General features: G+C 67.9%; 14 protein-coding genes. 8 read left to right on the forward strand and 6 right to left on the reverse strand.

Annotated elements, in window-relative coordinates; translation table 11 throughout:
• The first annotated feature begins 42 nt into the window (after positions 1-42).
• The 5 genes from MJO54_RS01640 (at position 43) to rfbA (ending at position 5,510) form a co-directional block, all read left to right on the forward strand.
• On the forward strand, positions 43-1,515 hold the full coding sequence (locus MJO54_RS01640) for a DUF7159 family protein (protein WP_239652177.1): 1,473 nt from the start codon (positions 43-45) through the stop codon (positions 1,513-1,515).
• Positions 1,516-1,582: 67 nt separating this feature from the next.
• A complete protein-coding gene (locus MJO54_RS01645; RefSeq protein WP_240175535.1) occupies positions 1,583-3,388 on the forward strand; it encodes a DUF7159 family protein in 1,806 nt (601 codons plus the stop codon).
• A gap of 29 nt (positions 3,389-3,417) precedes the next feature.
• Complete coding sequence (locus MJO54_RS01650; RefSeq protein ID WP_046286441.1) at positions 3,418-4,188, forward strand: maleylpyruvate isomerase N-terminal domain-containing protein; 771 nt, start codon at positions 3,418-3,420, stop codon at positions 4,186-4,188.
• A gap of 22 nt (positions 4,189-4,210) precedes the next feature.
• Positions 4,211-4,570, forward strand: coding sequence for a nuclear transport factor 2 family protein (locus tag MJO54_RS01655; RefSeq protein ID WP_240175536.1), 360 nt, complete (start codon positions 4,211-4,213; stop codon positions 4,568-4,570).
• Positions 4,571-4,643: 73 nt separating this feature from the next.
• Positions 4,644-5,510 (forward strand): glucose-1-phosphate thymidylyltransferase RfbA, encoded by an 867-nt coding sequence (rfbA, locus tag MJO54_RS01660; RefSeq protein WP_046284490.1) that lies wholly within the window; start codon positions 4,644-4,646, stop codon positions 5,508-5,510.
• 8 nt (positions 5,511-5,518) lie between these two features.
• Here rfbA and MJO54_RS01665 read toward each other — a convergent pair whose 3' ends face one another.
• On the reverse strand, positions 5,519-6,145 hold the full coding sequence (locus tag MJO54_RS01665; RefSeq protein WP_109469886.1) for a TetR/AcrR family transcriptional regulator: 627 nt from the start codon (positions 6,143-6,145) through the stop codon (positions 5,519-5,521).
• Between the two features lie 66 nt (positions 6,146-6,211).
• Here MJO54_RS01665 and MJO54_RS01670 point away from each other — a divergent pair, with 66 nt between their 5' ends.
• Together MJO54_RS01670 and MJO54_RS01675 are read left to right on the forward strand one after the other, a co-directional pair.
• Complete coding sequence (locus tag MJO54_RS01670) at positions 6,212-7,657, forward strand: carotenoid oxygenase family protein (RefSeq protein WP_064888442.1); 1,446 nt, start codon at positions 6,212-6,214, stop codon at positions 7,655-7,657.
• 8 nt (positions 7,658-7,665) lie between these two features.
• Positions 7,666-8,112 carry a DUF1707 domain-containing protein gene (locus tag MJO54_RS01675; RefSeq protein WP_240175537.1) on the forward strand — a complete coding sequence of 149 codons (447 nt, stop codon included), beginning with the start codon at positions 7,666-7,668 and terminating at the stop codon, positions 8,110-8,112.
• Positions 8,113-8,171: 59 nt separating this feature from the next.
• Here the strand turns inward: MJO54_RS01675 and MJO54_RS01680 are convergent, their stop codons facing one another.
• The 4 genes from MJO54_RS01680 to MJO54_RS01695 all read right to left on the reverse strand — a co-directional run bounded on the left by MJO54_RS01680 (position 8,172) and on the right by MJO54_RS01695 (position 13,630).
• On the reverse strand, positions 8,172-9,422 hold the full coding sequence (locus tag MJO54_RS01680) for a pyridoxal phosphate-dependent aminotransferase (RefSeq protein ID WP_373693213.1): 1,251 nt from the start codon (positions 9,420-9,422) through the stop codon (positions 8,172-8,174).
• 118 nt (positions 9,423-9,540) lie between these two features.
• On the reverse strand, positions 9,541-12,381 hold the full coding sequence (locus MJO54_RS01685; RefSeq protein ID WP_240175538.1) for a (Fe-S)-binding protein: 2,841 nt from the start codon (positions 12,379-12,381) through the stop codon (positions 9,541-9,543).
• Between the two features lie 235 nt (positions 12,382-12,616).
• Complete coding sequence (locus MJO54_RS01690; protein ID WP_052741196.1) at positions 12,617-13,198, reverse strand: hypothetical protein; 582 nt, start codon at positions 13,196-13,198, stop codon at positions 12,617-12,619.
• A 60-nt stretch (positions 13,199-13,258) separates the two neighbouring features.
• On the reverse strand, positions 13,259-13,630 hold the full coding sequence (locus MJO54_RS01695; protein WP_046284495.1) for a DUF3054 domain-containing protein: 372 nt from the start codon (positions 13,628-13,630) through the stop codon (positions 13,259-13,261).
• 212 nt (positions 13,631-13,842) lie between these two features.
• On the opposite strand from MJO54_RS01695, the gene MJO54_RS01700 reads away from it, so the two are divergent.
• Positions 13,843-14,151, forward strand: coding sequence for a hypothetical protein (locus MJO54_RS01700; protein ID WP_064888440.1), 309 nt, complete (start codon positions 13,843-13,845; stop codon positions 14,149-14,151).
• A gap of 189 nt (positions 14,152-14,340) precedes the next feature.
• Here MJO54_RS01700 and MJO54_RS01705 read toward each other — a convergent pair whose 3' ends face one another.
• Entirely contained in the window at positions 14,341-14,919 is a 579-nt protein-coding gene (locus tag MJO54_RS01705) for a hypothetical protein (protein ID WP_082957251.1), read from the reverse strand.
• Positions 14,920-15,022 lie beyond the last annotated feature (103 nt).

The following is a 15,022-nucleotide window of genomic DNA, read 5'->3' on the forward strand; positions in this document are numbered from 1 at the left end:
GGCCCACATGCCTGGCCGATAAGCAGTAACAGGGGAGGTTTCGTGGAGATCGTTCTTGGGGTGTCGGTGGCACCCTCGGCGGTCCGCATGGTGTTGGTGGAAGGCGAGAACGCCGACGGGGTCACCGTGGAGCACGACGACTTCGACGTCGTCGACGGCGCGCAAACCGCTCCGGAGCGGGTGGTGTCGGCGATCCTGGGCACTCGCGAGGGCGCCCGTGAGGGCGGCTATGAGCTCAGCTCCACCGGCGTGACTTGGAGTGATCCGGCCGAAGCGAACGCGCTGCGCGAGGCGCTGGCCGGCCGCAAGGTCGAGAACGTGATGCTGGTGTCGGCGTTTCTTGCCGCGGCGGCGCTGGCCCAGTCGGTGGGAAGTGCGACGCGCTACGCCCGGACGGCTCTGCTGTTCGTCGAGCCGGAAGCCGCCACCTTGGCTGTCGTGAACTCTGACGACGGCTCGATCACCGAGATTCACCGCCAGTCGCTGTCGAACGACGATGAGCGTGCGGTCGGCGAGATCACCGAGTTGGCCGCCGGTGCGCAACGGCTGGAGTCGAACCCCGATGCCCTGTTCGTGGTGGGTTCGGGCGTCAACGTGGCGATGATCAAACCGGAGTTGGACAAGGCCACTCCGCTGCCGGTGAGCGTGCCGGAGGAACCGGACATGGCGTTGGCCCGCGGCGCGGCGCTGGCCAGCGCGCATGCCCCGCTGTTCTCGTCTTCTACCCGGGCAGTGGCCTGGGCGCAGGACCCGGGCACCGGTGAGCTGGGTCCGGCACTGGCCAGTGCCGGATACGCCTACATCGCGCCCGGCGGCGTCGACTATGACGAGGTGGACTACAACGCCACCAGTGACAACGAGCCGCTGGCCTACAGCGCGCTTCCGGACAGCGGCGTGGTTCTGGGCGGCGCGCTTCCGGATCTCGCCGACGATCCCGAACTCGTCGACTCTCGGATGCTCGACTTCAGCACCGGTATCCAGCCGCGGGAGCGCAAGCCGATGCTGGTCACCGGCGGGGTCGCGGCGCTGTTCGTGATCGGGGTGCTGGGCTTGGCGGTCGCGTTGGCCATCGGCATGCGGGCGGCCAATCAGCACCGACCCGACGTGCGGGCCAACGTCGTCACCCAAAAGGCACCGCCGCCGGCCGCCGTCGTCACGCCCGCACCTGCGCCTCCGCAGGCTCCGCCTGCTCCGGCCGGCGAACCGGCTCCGCCGCGGGCTCCCGCTCCAGCCCCAGTGCCCGAGGCTCCGGCTCCAGCAGCCCCCGCACCGGTGGCACCGCCTCCGCCACCTCCGGCACTCCCGCCGCCACCGCTTCCCAACCTCGGGATTCCGGGTCTGCCCGGCGGTCCGCCGCTGTTCGGCCCGCCCCGGGGCGGGTGGGGCCGCGGCGATGACGACTGGGGGCCCGGCGGTGGTCATGGCCGCGGGGGCGGTCATGGCGGTGGTCACGGTGGCGGTCATGGCCGCGGCGGTGGCGGGTTCCCGTTCAAGATCCCCGGCCTTCCGTTCTGAGTGGGCACGCGCATCCAACAGTCGTAAGATGGGCTAATAATTCGCCGGCCCTAGTGGAGGAGGTGCGGTGGACATCGTTCTGGGGGTCTCGATGGCACCGCCATCGGTACGCATGGTGCTCGTCGAGGGGGAGCGCGCCGGTGGCGTGACCGTCGACGAAGACGGATTCGAGGTGGACGCCGACGAGCTCGCGTTCCCCGACCAGGTCGTATCGGCCATCCTGGGCACTCAGGAAAGTGCACGGGAGAGCGGCTACCGGCTGGCCTCGACCGGGGTGACCGTCGCCAATCAACTGCAAGCCGGCCAGCTGCGTGATGCGCTGGCCGGTCACCGGGTCGAGAACGTGATGTTGGTGTCGGCGTTCTTGGCCGCGGCCGCGCTGGCGCAGACGGTGGGCGGGTCGGTCGGCTACGAGCGGACCGCGCTGATGTTCATCGAGCCGGACGGGGCGACCCTGGCGGTTGTCGACTCGTCGGACGGCTCGATCGCCGAGGTGCAGCGGGTGGCGCTGCCCTCCGATGACACCGCCGCGGTGGGCGCGTTGACCCGGCTGGCCGCCGAGGCGGGCCGGCTGTCGTCGCGACCCGACGGTTTGTTCGTGGTCGGTTCTGGAGTCAACGTCGGCATGGTCAAGCCCGAGCTGGACGCGGCGAGTGCCATCCCGGTCAGTGTGCCCGAGGAGCCCGAGACCGCGCTGGCGCGGGGCGCGGCGCTGGCCAGTGCCCACGCGCCGCTGTTCGACTCCTCGACGTCAGCCCTGGCGTGGGCCCGTGACCCAGGCACCGGCGTGATCGACCCGGACCTGGTCGCGCTCGGTTACGCCTACCAGGCTGACTATGACGCGACCAGTGGCGAGTACGCGCTGGCCTACAGTGCGGTTCGCGACGACACCACCGACAGCGGCTACCTGAAGCTGGTCGACGTTGACGGCTATGACGGCGCTGTCATCGAGGACGACGACGGCTACTCACCGGGTTCCGGTGCGCACCAATTCGACGACGGCAGGGCGGTTCAGCGCCGTCGGCCCTTCCTGCTGGCCGGCAGCGGCTTGGCGGCGTTCTTCGTCGTCGGGGTCTCCAGCCTGGTAGTGGCGCTGGCGGTCAGCATCCGGCCCACCGCCGCAGACCATCCGCCGCCCACCGGGCATATCGTGGTCCCCACCCAGCAAGCCCCGGCCCCGGCGCCTGTCCCGGAAGCTGCGCCGCCACCGGCCCCCGCGCCGCCACCGGCGGCCCCGCCCGTCACTGAGGTCCCGGTGGCGCGGCCGGCGCCGGCCGCGCCAGCTCCTGCACCGGCTCCGGCGGCACCGGCCCCCGCCCCGGCAGCTCCGGCTCCCGCGCCGGTGGCCCCGGTGCCGATACCGATTCCGGTGCCCATCCAAGTGCCCGCGCCGGTCGAGGCCCCGGCCCCGGCTGCACCGGTCCCCGCGCCACCTCCGATCCAGCAACCCGAGCTACCGCCGATCTTCCGGCCGCCGTCCAACGACGGAGGCAACCCGTCCTGGCTGCCGGGCAACAACAACGGCGGCGGCAAGAAGGGTGGCAACCCGTCTTGGTTGCCTGACAACGATGGTGGCGGCAAGAAGGGTGGCAATCCGTCTTGGCTGCCCGACAACGATGGTGGCGGTAAGAAGGGCGGCAATCCGTCTTGGTTGCCTGACAACGATGGTGGCGGCAAGAAGGGCGGCAACCCCTCCCCGTGGCTGCCAGGCGTCGGCAGCAACGGCGGCGGCGGAAACCCGTGGTTCCCGGGCCTCGGCGGCGGCGGCGGTGGCGGCGGCAAAGGCAACGGTGGCGGTGGCGGCGGTTCCTGGTTTCCGGGCCTCGGCGGCGGTGGTGGCGGTGGCGGCGGCAAGGGTGGTTGGCCTTTCTGAGCCCGCCCAGAATCCACTAGCCTGACCGCGTGGACTACGCCGCAGCATTGCTCGATGAGACGCGCGCGTTCGGGGAGCTGATCCGCACAGGTGATCTAGCATTGGCGGTCCCGAGCTGCCCGGAGTGGAACCTCGGCCAACTGTTCCGCCATGTCGGACGCGGAAACCGTTGGGCCGCACAAATCATCGCCGACCGCCTGGACCGTCCGCTGGATCCACGCGACGTCGTCGACGGCAAGCCTCCCGCCGAAACGGACGCAGCGATCGACTGGCTGCACGATGGTGCCCAGCGTGTGCTGGACGCGGTCGCCCAGAGCGGGTCGGATACGCCGGCCTGGACATTTCTGGGGCCGCGTCCGTCCTCGTGGTGGGTGCGCCGCCGGCTGCACGAGGCGACGGTCCACCGCGCTGACGCCGTGCAGGCGCTCAGCGGCGGGTTGGCCGACTTCAACCTGTCGGCGGAGCTGGCTGCCGACGGGCTCGAGGAGTGGCTTGACCTGGTCATTCCCCGGTTTGGCAGCGACGGCTACGGGCTGCCGCTCACCGACGGCCACAGCGTGCACCTGCACGCCACCGATGACGGCCTCGGGACGGCGGGGGAGTGGACGATCAGCCGTCCTGCCGGCGCCGACAAGCTGACCTGGTCGCATGAGCACGGCAAGGGGTCGGTGGCGCTGCGTGGTTCGGCTCGCGATCTGTTTCTCACCCTGATGCGCCGGGTAGCCGTGGCCGATACCGACATAGCGGTCTTCGGCGACGCCACGGTGTGGCAGGACTGGGTCGACCACACCGCCTTCTGATCGGGCGGTAGTTTTGGCGAGCATGAGCACATCGGAGATCGCAACGGTCCTCGCCTGGCACGACGCCTTGGCCGCCGGTGATCTGGACACCCTGGAAAAGCTGTCCAGTGACGACATCGAGGTGGCCGACGCCGGCGGCGCCGGGCAGGGCCATCAGGCATTGCGCGGGTGGGCCGCGTCGGCACAGGTGAGCGCCGGAATCGGCCGGATGTATGTGCACGACGGTGTGGTGGTGGCTGAACTGATCCCCGCGGGACCGGGTGCAGCCCAGGCGGTCGCCTTCCGGGTGGTACACGATCGCGTCACCGCGGTGTTCCGCCACGACGATCTGGACCACGCCCTGGCCGCCACCGACCTCTCCGAAGCCGATCAGGTCGACTAGCCCGCTGTGTTGAAGACGGCGACCCGCTGCGCCCGGCTCCGCCGCGCTTGCGATCGCCGTTAGGCTAAGCGGCATGCGCGGGATCATCCTGGCCGGTGGCTCCGGCACCCGCCTGCATCCGATCACCATGGGCGTCAGCAAGCAGCTGTTGCCGGTGTACGACAAGCCATTGGTCTACTACCCGCTGTGCACGCTGATGTTGGCGGGGATTCGGGAAATCCAGGTGATCACCACCGGCCACGACGCGCCTGCCTTCCAGCGGCTGCTGGGCGACGGCAGCGCATTCGGAGTCGACATCAGCTACGCCATCCAGGAGCAGCCCGACGGTTTGGCGCGCGCGTTCGTGATCGGCGCCGACCACATCGGCACCGACTCTGTCGCGTTGGTGTTGGGAGACAACATTTTCTACGGCGCGGGTTTGGGGACCAGTCTGCGCCGGCACCAATCCCTTTCCGGTGCGGTTATCTTCGCGTACTGGATGGCCGACCCCTCGGCCTACGGTGTGGTCGAGTTCGATGCGAGCGGGTCTGCGGTATCGGTGGTGGAGAAGCCGAGCGCACCTAGATCGCGCTATGCGATACCGGGGCTGTATTTCTATGACAACGACGTCGTCGAGATCGCCAGGGGCCTCAAGCCTTCCGCGCGCGGCGAGTACGAGATCACCGACATCAACCAGACCTACCTCGATCAGGGCCGGCTCACGGTCGAGACGCTGGCGCGGGGCACCGCATGGCTGGACACCGGGACTTTTGACTCGCTGCTGGACGCCGGTGATTACGTCCGCACTGTCGAACGCCGCCAGGGCCTCAAGATCGGTGTTCCCGAAGAAGTGGCCTGGCGGATGGGTTTCATCGACGACGCCGCACTCGCCGAGCGTGCTGCGGGGCTGTGCAAGTCCGGCTACGGCGACTACCTGATGGGGCTGTTGGATCGTCGGTGACGGGTGGCTCACTGGCGAATCGCGTCGGCCGCCCGCCGCAGCGATAACTCGGCGCTTTCTCGGCTGTCGCCCATTCCGACGAACATGTCGATGGTCATCGGACTGAGAATGTGGGTCAGGGCCCGGCCGTCCTGCTCGAACGTGCCGACAAGTTCCAGCAGCACCACACCGTGGATCATGCTCCAGATTCGCCCGGCCAGTTCGACGGTGTCGTCTGCGCGGATCCGGCCGGTGGAGACGATCCGTTCAACCGCGGTGACGAGTTGGTTGAAGGTCGCCGTCGCCACTGGCATCTCGGGAGCGTGAAACTTCTGTGGTGCGGCGAGCCCGAACATCAGCCGATAGCGCTGCGGACTGGCTAGCGCGAACTGCCGATAGGCGTGGCCCATGACGAAGAAGTCGGCCATCGGATCGTCGGTCTTCGGGGCGGATGCCAGAGCGGCGCCGAAACGCTCGAACGCGGCGGAGACAATCGCCTCCAGCAGGCCGTTCATCCCGCCGAAGTGGGTGTAGACGGCCATGGTGGAGGCCCCGATCTCCGCGGCGACCTTCCGGGCCTGCAATGACTCGGGGCCGGCACTGTCCAGTAGGCGGGTACCGGCCTCGATCAGACGGTCACGCGGGCTCAAATCCACCCTTGCCATGGTGCCATAACAGTGTTATACATGGTCCATAACATCGTTATGGACCGGAGGTGTCCGATGACTAATCCCTACCTGCAGGGCGGGTTCGCGCCGATCGCGCAGGAGTACACCCTCACCGAGCTGGCGGTGACCGGGGCCATCCCGGATTACCTGGATGGGCGCTACCTGCGTAACGGCCCCAACCCGGTCGGCGAAATCGATCCGGCCTTCTATCACTGGTTCATCGGTGACGGCATGGTCCACGGCGTGCGCCTGCGCGACGGCAAGGCGGAGTGGTACCGCAACCGCTATGTGCGGGGCCCGCAGACCGCAGCTGCACTCGGCGAACCGCCGCGCCCCGGCCGGCACGGCGGGGCTTCTGGGATCGGCGCAAACACCAACGTGATCGGCCACGCCGGGCGAACCCTCGCGCTGATTGAGGGTGGCATCTCCTGCTACGAGCTGACTGACGAGCTGGACACCGTCGGCACCTGCGACTTCGACGGCACCCTGTCGGGTGGGTACACCGCGCATCCCAAGCGTGACCCCAATACCGGTGAGCTGCATGCCGTTTCGTACGCGTTCAATCGCGGGAACAGCGTCCAGTACTCAGTGATCGGCACCGACGGTCGGGCGCGGCGCACCGTGGATGTCGAGGTCACCGGATCGCCGATGATGCACGACTTCTCGCTGACCGAGAAGCACGTCGTCTTCTATGACCTGCCGGTCACCTTCGACACCCGCCAGGTCGCTCAGGGCGCGGCGCCGCCGGGTCTGCGGCTACCAGTGCGGCTGATCATGTCGGCTCTGATCGGGCGGGTGCGCATCCCGGACCCGATCATGGCCCGGCTGCCGATGCCCAAGAACAGCGTGCGCACCATGCCGTATCGGTGGAACCCGAAATACCCCGCGCGGGTAGGGGTTATGCCCCGTGAGGGGGGCAATGCGGATGTTCGGTGGTTCGAGGTAGAGCCCTGCTACGTGTTCCATCCGATGAATGCCTACGACGAAGGTGACACCGTCGTTCTCGACGTGGTCCGGCATCCCAAGATGTTCGACACCGAGATGCGTGGTCCCGCCGAGGGGCTGCCCACGCTGGAGCGGTGGACAGTCGACCTGGCCGACGGCAAGGTTCGCGAATCCCGGGTGGATGACCGCGGTCAGGAGTTCCCGCGCGTTGACGAACGACTGGTCGGCAAGCGGCACCGGTTCGGCTACGCGGTCAGTATCGGCAACGGCGTGGTCCCCGATGCGACGCTGCTCAAGCATGACCTGGTCGGCGGGTCGACAGCGACGCGTTCATTCGGTGATGGAAAGCAGTTAGGCGAGTTCGTCTTTCACCCGAAGACGGCTGGCGCGGCCGAAGATGACGGCGTCCTGATGGGCTTCGTCTATGACAGCGCGACCGACACCACCGAACTGGCGATCCTGGATGCGGCCACGCTGCAGGACGTCGCGAGCATCCACCTGCCGCACCGTGTTCCTGCCGGATTCCACGGCAACTGGGTGCCGACCGGGCAATAGGGGGCGACATGACCACGAGATTCATCGCACCATCGGCTCTTGCGGTACGAGTGGGTGACGCGGAGCGGGGGAATACCGCCGATCATCTTGGTCAGGCGTTCACTCAGGGATACCTGTCGATGGAGGAATACGAGACGCGACTGGCCCGGGCGTTTGAGGCTCAAACCGCCGGAGCGCTCAGGGATCTCCTCGCCGATCTGCCTGTCGCGCAGATCATCAAGCGCGACCCGCGCCGTCGTGCGCAACGCAGCGCTGCGGCCCGACGAGGCGTTCGGATTCACCTGGGCGCTTACCTGGCGGTGTCGGTGTTGATGATCGGCATCTGGTTGGTGACTGCGGTGTTCGCCGGCGCGTGGTACTTCTGGCCCATTTGGCCGATCCTCGGGTGGGGCATCGGCATCGCCTCGCATGCGATTCCGGTTGGGGCGTGCGGGCGAGGGCGAGCCTGCAGTTAGCGTGCCCGGTACTCGGACTTTCCCGCGCTAACTGCAGCTTCGACGCGGGAGCCGACGAACTACGGCCGGTAGCTGACCAGGAAGTTGCCCAGGCGCTCGATGGCGCTGGACAGGTCGCGGGCCCACGGTAGGGTGACGATGCGCAGGTGGTCCGGCGCGGGCCAGTTGAACCCGGTGCCCTGGGTGACCAGGATCTTCTCCTGCAACAACAGGTCCAGCACCAACTGCTCATCGTTGTCGATCGGGTAGACCTCGGGGTCCAGGCGCGGGAACGCGTAGAGCGCACCGCGGGGTTTCACGCAGGAGACCCCGGGAATCTCGTTGAGCTTGCTCCAGGCGACGTCACGCTGTTCGAGCAGCCGCCCCCCCGGCAGCACCAGGTCGTCGATGCTCTGGTGGCCACCCAACGCCACCTGAATAGCGTGCTGGGCCGGCACATTCGGGCACAGCCGCATGTTGGCCAGCAGGTTGATGCCCTCCAGGAAGCTGGTCGCATGCTCCTTGGGGCCGGTGATCGCCAGCCAGCCGGAGCGGTAGCCGGCCACCCGGTAGGCCTTCGACAGGCCATTGAAGGTCAGACACAACAGGTCTGGCGCCAGGGTGGCCAAGCTGGTGTGCTCGGCGTCGTCGTAGAGGATCTTGTCGTAGATCTCGTCGGCCAGCAGCAACAGCTGGTGCTTGCGGGCCAACTCGGCGATCTGGCTGAGCACCTCGCGGCTGTAGACCGCCCCGGTCGGGTTGTTCGGATTGATCACCACCAACGCCTTGGTGCGTTCGGTGATCTTCGATTCCATGTCGGCGATGTCGGGCTGCCAGCCCTGGGTCTCGTCGCACAGATAGTGCACCGGCGTACCACCGGCCAGCGAGGTCGATGCCGTCCACAACGGGTAATCCGGGGCGGGGATCAGCACCTGGTCGCCGTTGTCCAACAGTGCCTGCAGCACCAGCGAAATCAGCTCGGATACGCCGTTACCGAGGTAGACATCGTCGACGTCGAAGCGGGGAAATCCCTCAACCAGCTCGTAGCGGGTGACCACCGCGCGCCGGGCCGGCAGGATGCCCTGGGAGTCCGAGTAGCCCTGCGCATACGGCAGCGCCTGGATCATGTCCCGCATGATCACGTCGGGCGCGTCGAACCCGAACGGTGCCGGGTTGCCGATGTTGAGCTTGAGGATGCGGTGCCCTTCGGCCTCCATCCGGGCGGCCTGAGCGTGGATCGGACCGCGGATCTCGTAGAGGACATCCTGCAGTTTGGTCGACTGCGCGAACGTACGCTGCCGTGGCTGGCTGCCGGTGGCAGGCCAGGGCATCTGGTGCGGTAACGAATGAGCGGTCACGTTGGCAATAATCCCATAGCTGTCCAATTAAAATTTGCTCGAGAAACAAGTTGGGGCCGTATGTGCACCCATACGGCCCCAACCTGTTATCTCAGCGTTTGCCCGGCGGGCGTGCCCCGCGCTGGATGCCCAGCCCCTTTACCGGCGGCTGTTCCTTGGGCGCCTCCGCTGCCGAAGCGGCCTCGGGAGCGGCCGTGGGCTCGGTGGCGGTCGAGGTGGGCTCGGCGGCGGCCGACACCGGTTCGGCGGCCGCAGCTGCCGGTTCCGCGGCGGCCGGAGCCGCCTTCTTAGCGCCCGGCTTACGGGCGCCCGCTGCCATGCCCAGGCCCTTGACCGGAGCAGCCGGAGCCGCCGGAGCAGCCGCGGGTGCGGCCGGCTCAGCCGGTGCCGCGGGTGCCGCAGCGCTGGCCTCAGCGGCGGGGGCAGCGGCCGGGGCCGCCTTCTTGGCACCCGGACGCTTGGCGCCACCGGCCATCCCGAGCCCCTTCACCGGGGCTGCCGGTGCCGCGGGTGCGGCAGCGCTGGCCTCGGCGGCGGGGGCGGCTGCCGGGGCCGCCTTCTTGGCGCCCGGGCGCTTGGCGCCACCGGCCATTCCCAGGCCCGTCACCGGGGCCGCGGCCTTGGCCTCGGCCGGCGGCTTCTCCGCCGTCGCGGTGGCCACGGCAGCCGGTGCCGGTGCCTTCTCCTCGACCTTCTTCGGAGCGGCCTTGGCGGCGGCCTCGGCGGCAGTGCCCTTGGCCGGCAACGTCACCGTGGACATGTCGAGGGACTCCAACAGCAGCTGGGCGATGTCACGCACGTCCACGCCCTCACGGCCGGAGGCTTCGATGCGGTCGTCGATGCCGTCGCTGACCATCACCCGGCAGAACGGGCAGCCGGTGGCGATGGTGGTGGCACCAGTGGCCAGCGCCTCGTCGACGCGGTCGTGGTTCACCCGCTTGCCGATGTGCTCTTCCATCCACATCCGGGCGCCACCGGCGCCGCAGCAGAACGAGCGGTCGCGATTACGCGGCATCTCGACCAGGTTGGCACCCGACGCCTCGACCAGCTCACGCGGCGGCTCGTAGACCTTGTTGTGGCGGCCCAGGAAGCACGGGTCGTGGTAGGTGACCTCCCGCGACACCGGAGCGACCGGAATCAGTCGCTTGTCGCGGACCAACCGGTTGAGCACCTGGGTGTGGTGCAGCACCGTGTATTCGCTGCCCAGCTGCGGGTATTCGCGAGAGATCGTGTTGAAGCAGTGCGGGCAGCTCGCGATGATCTTGCGGTCCGGCTTGTCCAGGCCGTCGAACACCTCGTTGAGCATCTCGACGTTCTGCGAGGCCAACTGCTGGAACAGGAACTCGTTGCCGGCACGCCGGGCGGGGTCACCGGTACAGGTCTCCCCGGTGCCCAGCACCAGGAATTTCACGCCGGCGGCGGCCAGCAGCTCCGCGGTCGCCTTGGTGGTCTTCTTGGCGCGGTCCTCATAGGCGCCCGCGCAGCCCACCCAGAACAGGTACTCGAAGCCGTCGAAGCTGTCGACGTCCTGGCCGTAGACCGGGATGTCGAAGTTGAGCTCGTCGATCCAGGAGGTGCGCTCCTTGGCGTTCTGCCCCCACGGGTTGCCCTTGTTCTCCAGGTTCTTGAACAGCACACCCAACTCGGAGGGGAACTCCGACTCCACCAGCACCTGGTAGCGGCGCATGTCGACGATGTGGTCGATGTGCTCGATGTCCACCGGGCACTGCTCGACGCAGGCGCCACAGTTGGTGCACGACCACAGCACGTCGGGGTCGATCACGCCGCCTTCTTCGGCGGTGCCTACCAGCGGGCGGACCGCCTGCTCCGGGCCAGAACCGCCGATGCGCTCGAAGCCCTTCTCCGGCACGTGGTGGCCGGCCAGCGGCTTGGCGTCGGCCAGGTCGACCTCGCCGGTCGGCATCGGCTTGTCGCCGAGCAGGTAGGGCGCCTTGGCCATCCAGTGGTCACGCAGGTCCATGATGAGCAGCTTGGGGCTCAGCGGCTTGCCGGTGTTCCAGGCGGGACACTGCGACTGGCAGCGGCCACACTCGGTACAGGTGGCGAAGTCGAGCATGCCCTTCCAGCTGAAGTCGTCGATCTTGCCGCGCCCGAACACCGCGTCTTCCGGCGGGTTGTCGAAGTCCAGGGGCTCTCCCTGGTACTCGATCGGCAGCAGCGGGCCCAAGGCGTTGGGCAGTCGCTTGAAGGTGACGTTGATCGGGGCCAAGAAGATGTGCAGGTGCTTGGAGTTCAGCACGATCAGCAGGAAGCCCAGCGCCACCGCAACGTGCAGCAGCAGCGCGGCGGTCTCGATGTTCTCGTTGGCAGCGAGCCCCAGCGGCGCCATGACCTTGCCCATGAGGTGCGACAGGTAGGCGCCCTTGCCGTACGGCAGGGTGCCGGTGTTGGCCGCGGCCCCGCGCAGCAGCAGGAAGGTCCAGACCACGTTGAGGATCATCACGAGGATCAGCCACGCACCGCCGTTGTGCGAGCCGTAGAACCGGGAGGATCGGCCGTGCTCGGTCGGGTTGCGCAGGACCCGGATGACCATGAACACAAAGATCGACAAGGTGACCGCGGTGATGAAGAAGTCCTGCATGAAGCCCAGGAAGTCCCAGTGCCCGACGAGCGGGATGGCGAAGTGGGGGTTGAACATCTGGCCATAGGCCTCGATGTAGACCGTGATCAGGACGAAGAACGCCCACATGGTGAAGAAGTGGGCGATCCCGGGGATGTTCCACTTCAGCAGTTTGGCCTGGCCGGCGACCTCGCGGACCTGGGTCTCGATCCGGGTCTTGATGTCGTTCGTCCGCTCGGCGCCGACCTTCTGACCCGACATGACCAGTCGGAAGAGCCAGAACACCCGGCGCGCGGCCAGTAGGCCAACAAGCCCCGTCATGGACAGGCCGACCACCAGCCTGATCAGCATCTGGGTATTTTCGGTCACGGAGAGCCTCTCCCATCCACAAGTTACCGATCAGTAACTTAGCTATGGTTACTGACGGGTAACTTACCGCCAATCTTGCGCAGCACCAGTTCAAGCCCTACTCGGTGCTCGCTCATAGTGCCACTCCGAGGCGGTTCAGCGCGACAAAGGCTGGCCTAACTGTATCGGCGAGCGACCGTTCGAGCGGGCTTTCGCGCGCGGTGAGGCAATGCCGAACTCAGAGCCCGGGCAGCGGGATGACGATCTCCGGCGGCCGTCGTCCCGGCGTCGGCGTGGCGGGTCCAGCCGTGGTGCTCGGTGCAGTCGTCGTGGGGGCCTCGGTCGTGGTCGGTGGCGCCGTGGTGGTGGTAGGCGGCTCAGTGGTCGTGGTGGTGCTCGGTGCCTCGGTGGTGGAAGTAGGCGGCTCGGATTCCGTCGCCGGCGGCGGGTTTTCGTCGGTGGTGGCGTCAGACGGAGCCTGTCGCGGGGCCGGGGCGAGGGGCTCTTCGGCGGGTGCGGTGGACGTCACGGAACTGGTCGCCGGGGCGGTGGGAATCGGTTCCTTGTTCACCAGCCGAACCATGCCCCACACCAGCAGGGCAATCAGGATTGCGGTCAGCACTCCCAGGCCGACCAGCGCGACTGGTCGCAGGTACCAGGGGGTTGGTGGCGGCGGCGGTTCGGTCCACTCGGCCTGGCGGCCGGTGGGCTCGCGGTATTCGCTGTAGTAGGCCGGCTCGCCGTAGTTACCGTTGCCGCCGTAGTCGTAGCCGGCCATCTGGGTCGGCTCATTGTTGGGGTCGTCCGGCGAGCGGTTCACACGCACCTAGGGTACGTGCCGCGCCTGACGAGACCCCGCGACGACGCTGGCTGAAACCCGTCAGCTGTCCAAACGGCGGCGAGCGACAAGCTCGACGACAGCTCGCCAGCCGAGCAGAAAAACGGCGGTGACCGTCGAAGCGACCAGGATGAAGCTCGTCGCCACGCCGGCGGAGGTCGCCGCGCGCAAAAGCATGCCAACCAACACCGTCGAGATCCAGACCACCACCCCGGTGGGCCAAAGCGCCGTGGGCCTGCGCCAGCCGCGCGACAACAGCCAGCCCAGCACCGTGCCGCTCAGAAACGGCCAGGCGGTGCTCGCCAAGCCGCTGAGTGAGATGCCCTCATCGTGGCTGCGCCGGCCGAGTGCGCAGAAGATCAACACGGCCACCACATCAATGCCGAGCCAGCCCGGCTTGCGCGGTGATTGCATGCGGCGAGAGTACCGGGCCGGTGATCTACCGCCTTGGCGGCAGTGTGATCACCGTCGGTATTTCGGGCACCTTGGGGATCGGCGGGATGGTGATCACCGACGGCAGGTGCGGTAGGTGGCGGTGTGGAGGCTCGCTCGCGGGAGGTGCTTGCTGCGCCGGCGGTTGCTGAGGCGGGGCCTGCCGGGGCGGCGGGGCCGCCGTCGGCGCGGTTGTGCTGGGCGCACTCGAAGAGCTGGTCGTGCTGCTACTTGTGGTGGTGCTGCTCGTGCTGCTGGTGGTGCTTGACGAGTTGGTTGCCGGGGTGGTGCCGCCGCCGGGTCCGCGGCTGGTGAGCTGGATGATTCCCCAGACCACCAGCGCGAGCATCACCGTGACAAGTCCGAACCACGCGATCAGCACCGATCGGCGGCGAAACCACGGAGTGTCCGACACCGCAGCGAAATCGGTGCCCTGCGGGTCGGTCGGCTCGTCGAAAGCGTTGTACGAGGCGTATTGGGTCGGGGCGTTGCCGGGTTCGTAGCCGGGGTTGCGCCCCGGGTTGGAGGGCCCGAAGGGAGCCGGGGGAGGGCCGGGTGGCTGTGGGCCACGTTGGCCGTAGGGCATGGACCGAGTTTGGTCCTGGCTGGGTTTGCCGGAGCCGTCCGAAGATCCGAAGCGCGCCATTTCACCGATCGTATCGGAAAGTACTGGCCGGCGACTGGGGCGAAAATCAGAAGGTATCGACGTTGTCGATGCTGACCAGCATGCCGTGGCCGGTGCGGTCGTTGGTGAACCGTGTGCCGCTGATATCGGCGTTGATCGTCCAGCCTTGCGCCTGGTAGGTGAGGTAGTCGATGGTGACCACCGGGATATCGCCCAGGTTGCCCAACACCCACTGCACGGTGCCGTCGGCGCTGACGCTGACGCCGTTGGCGTGCTGTCCATCCTTGAGGGGTGTGTTGGTGAACTGCGCTTCACAGTCGACCTGTGGTGACGAGATCTGGCAGCGCGTCCGGCCGGATTTCGTCTCGATGAACACGTAGCCGTTGTCGTCAGGCGGCAGCGGAATGCCGTCCGCGGGCCGGTTCGGTGTGGCTGGCTTGGTCGGGCTGGTCGGGCTGGTCGGACTCGGTGGGCTCGGCGGTGCGGTACTGGTACGCGGTGGCCGGAACGACGGCTCCGGCGGTCCTCCGCCGGGAGCGGCGGTCGGGTGACCGTCGACGGTGGTGCTGCAACCCGTTAGCAGCAGCCCGGCCGCCAGCGTCAGCTTTCCGGCCGTCCTGCGCTTCGACTGGTCTGGCACCCGCACTGATTCCCCCGCTGACATATGTTGCGGCCCAGCGTACGCATTCAGTGACATCAGTGGCTGTAGTGACGCGCGGTACTGCCGGTGCGACGCCCGCCGCTCCGGG

Source organism: Mycolicibacter virginiensis (genome assembly GCF_022374935.2).
GTDB lineage: Bacteria > Actinomycetota > Actinomycetes > Mycobacteriales > Mycobacteriaceae > Mycobacterium > Mycobacterium virginiense.

Coding starts and splice junctions, on each gene's coding strand:
- MJO54_RS01685 (WP_240175538.1), bottom strand. CDS start 12,381: ATGCTGATCAGGCTGGTGGTCGGCCTGTCCATGACGGGGCTTGTTGGC.
- MJO54_RS01680 (WP_373693213.1), bottom strand. CDS start 9,422: ATGCCCTGGCCTGCCACCGGCAGCCAGCCACGGCAGCGTACGTTCGCG.
- MJO54_RS01670 (WP_064888442.1), top strand. CDS start 6,212: ATGACTAATCCCTACCTGCAGGGCGGGTTCGCGCCGATCGCGCAGGAG.
- MJO54_RS01675 (WP_240175537.1), top strand. CDS start 7,666: ATGACCACGAGATTCATCGCACCATCGGCTCTTGCGGTACGAGTGGGT.
- MJO54_RS01655 (WP_240175536.1), top strand. CDS start 4,211: ATGAGCACATCGGAGATCGCAACGGTCCTCGCCTGGCACGACGCCTTG.
- MJO54_RS01695 (WP_046284495.1), bottom strand. CDS start 13,630: ATGCAATCACCGCGCAAGCCGGGCTGGCTCGGCATTGATGTGGTGGCC.
- rfbA (WP_046284490.1), top strand. CDS start 4,644: ATGCGCGGGATCATCCTGGCCGGTGGCTCCGGCACCCGCCTGCATCCG.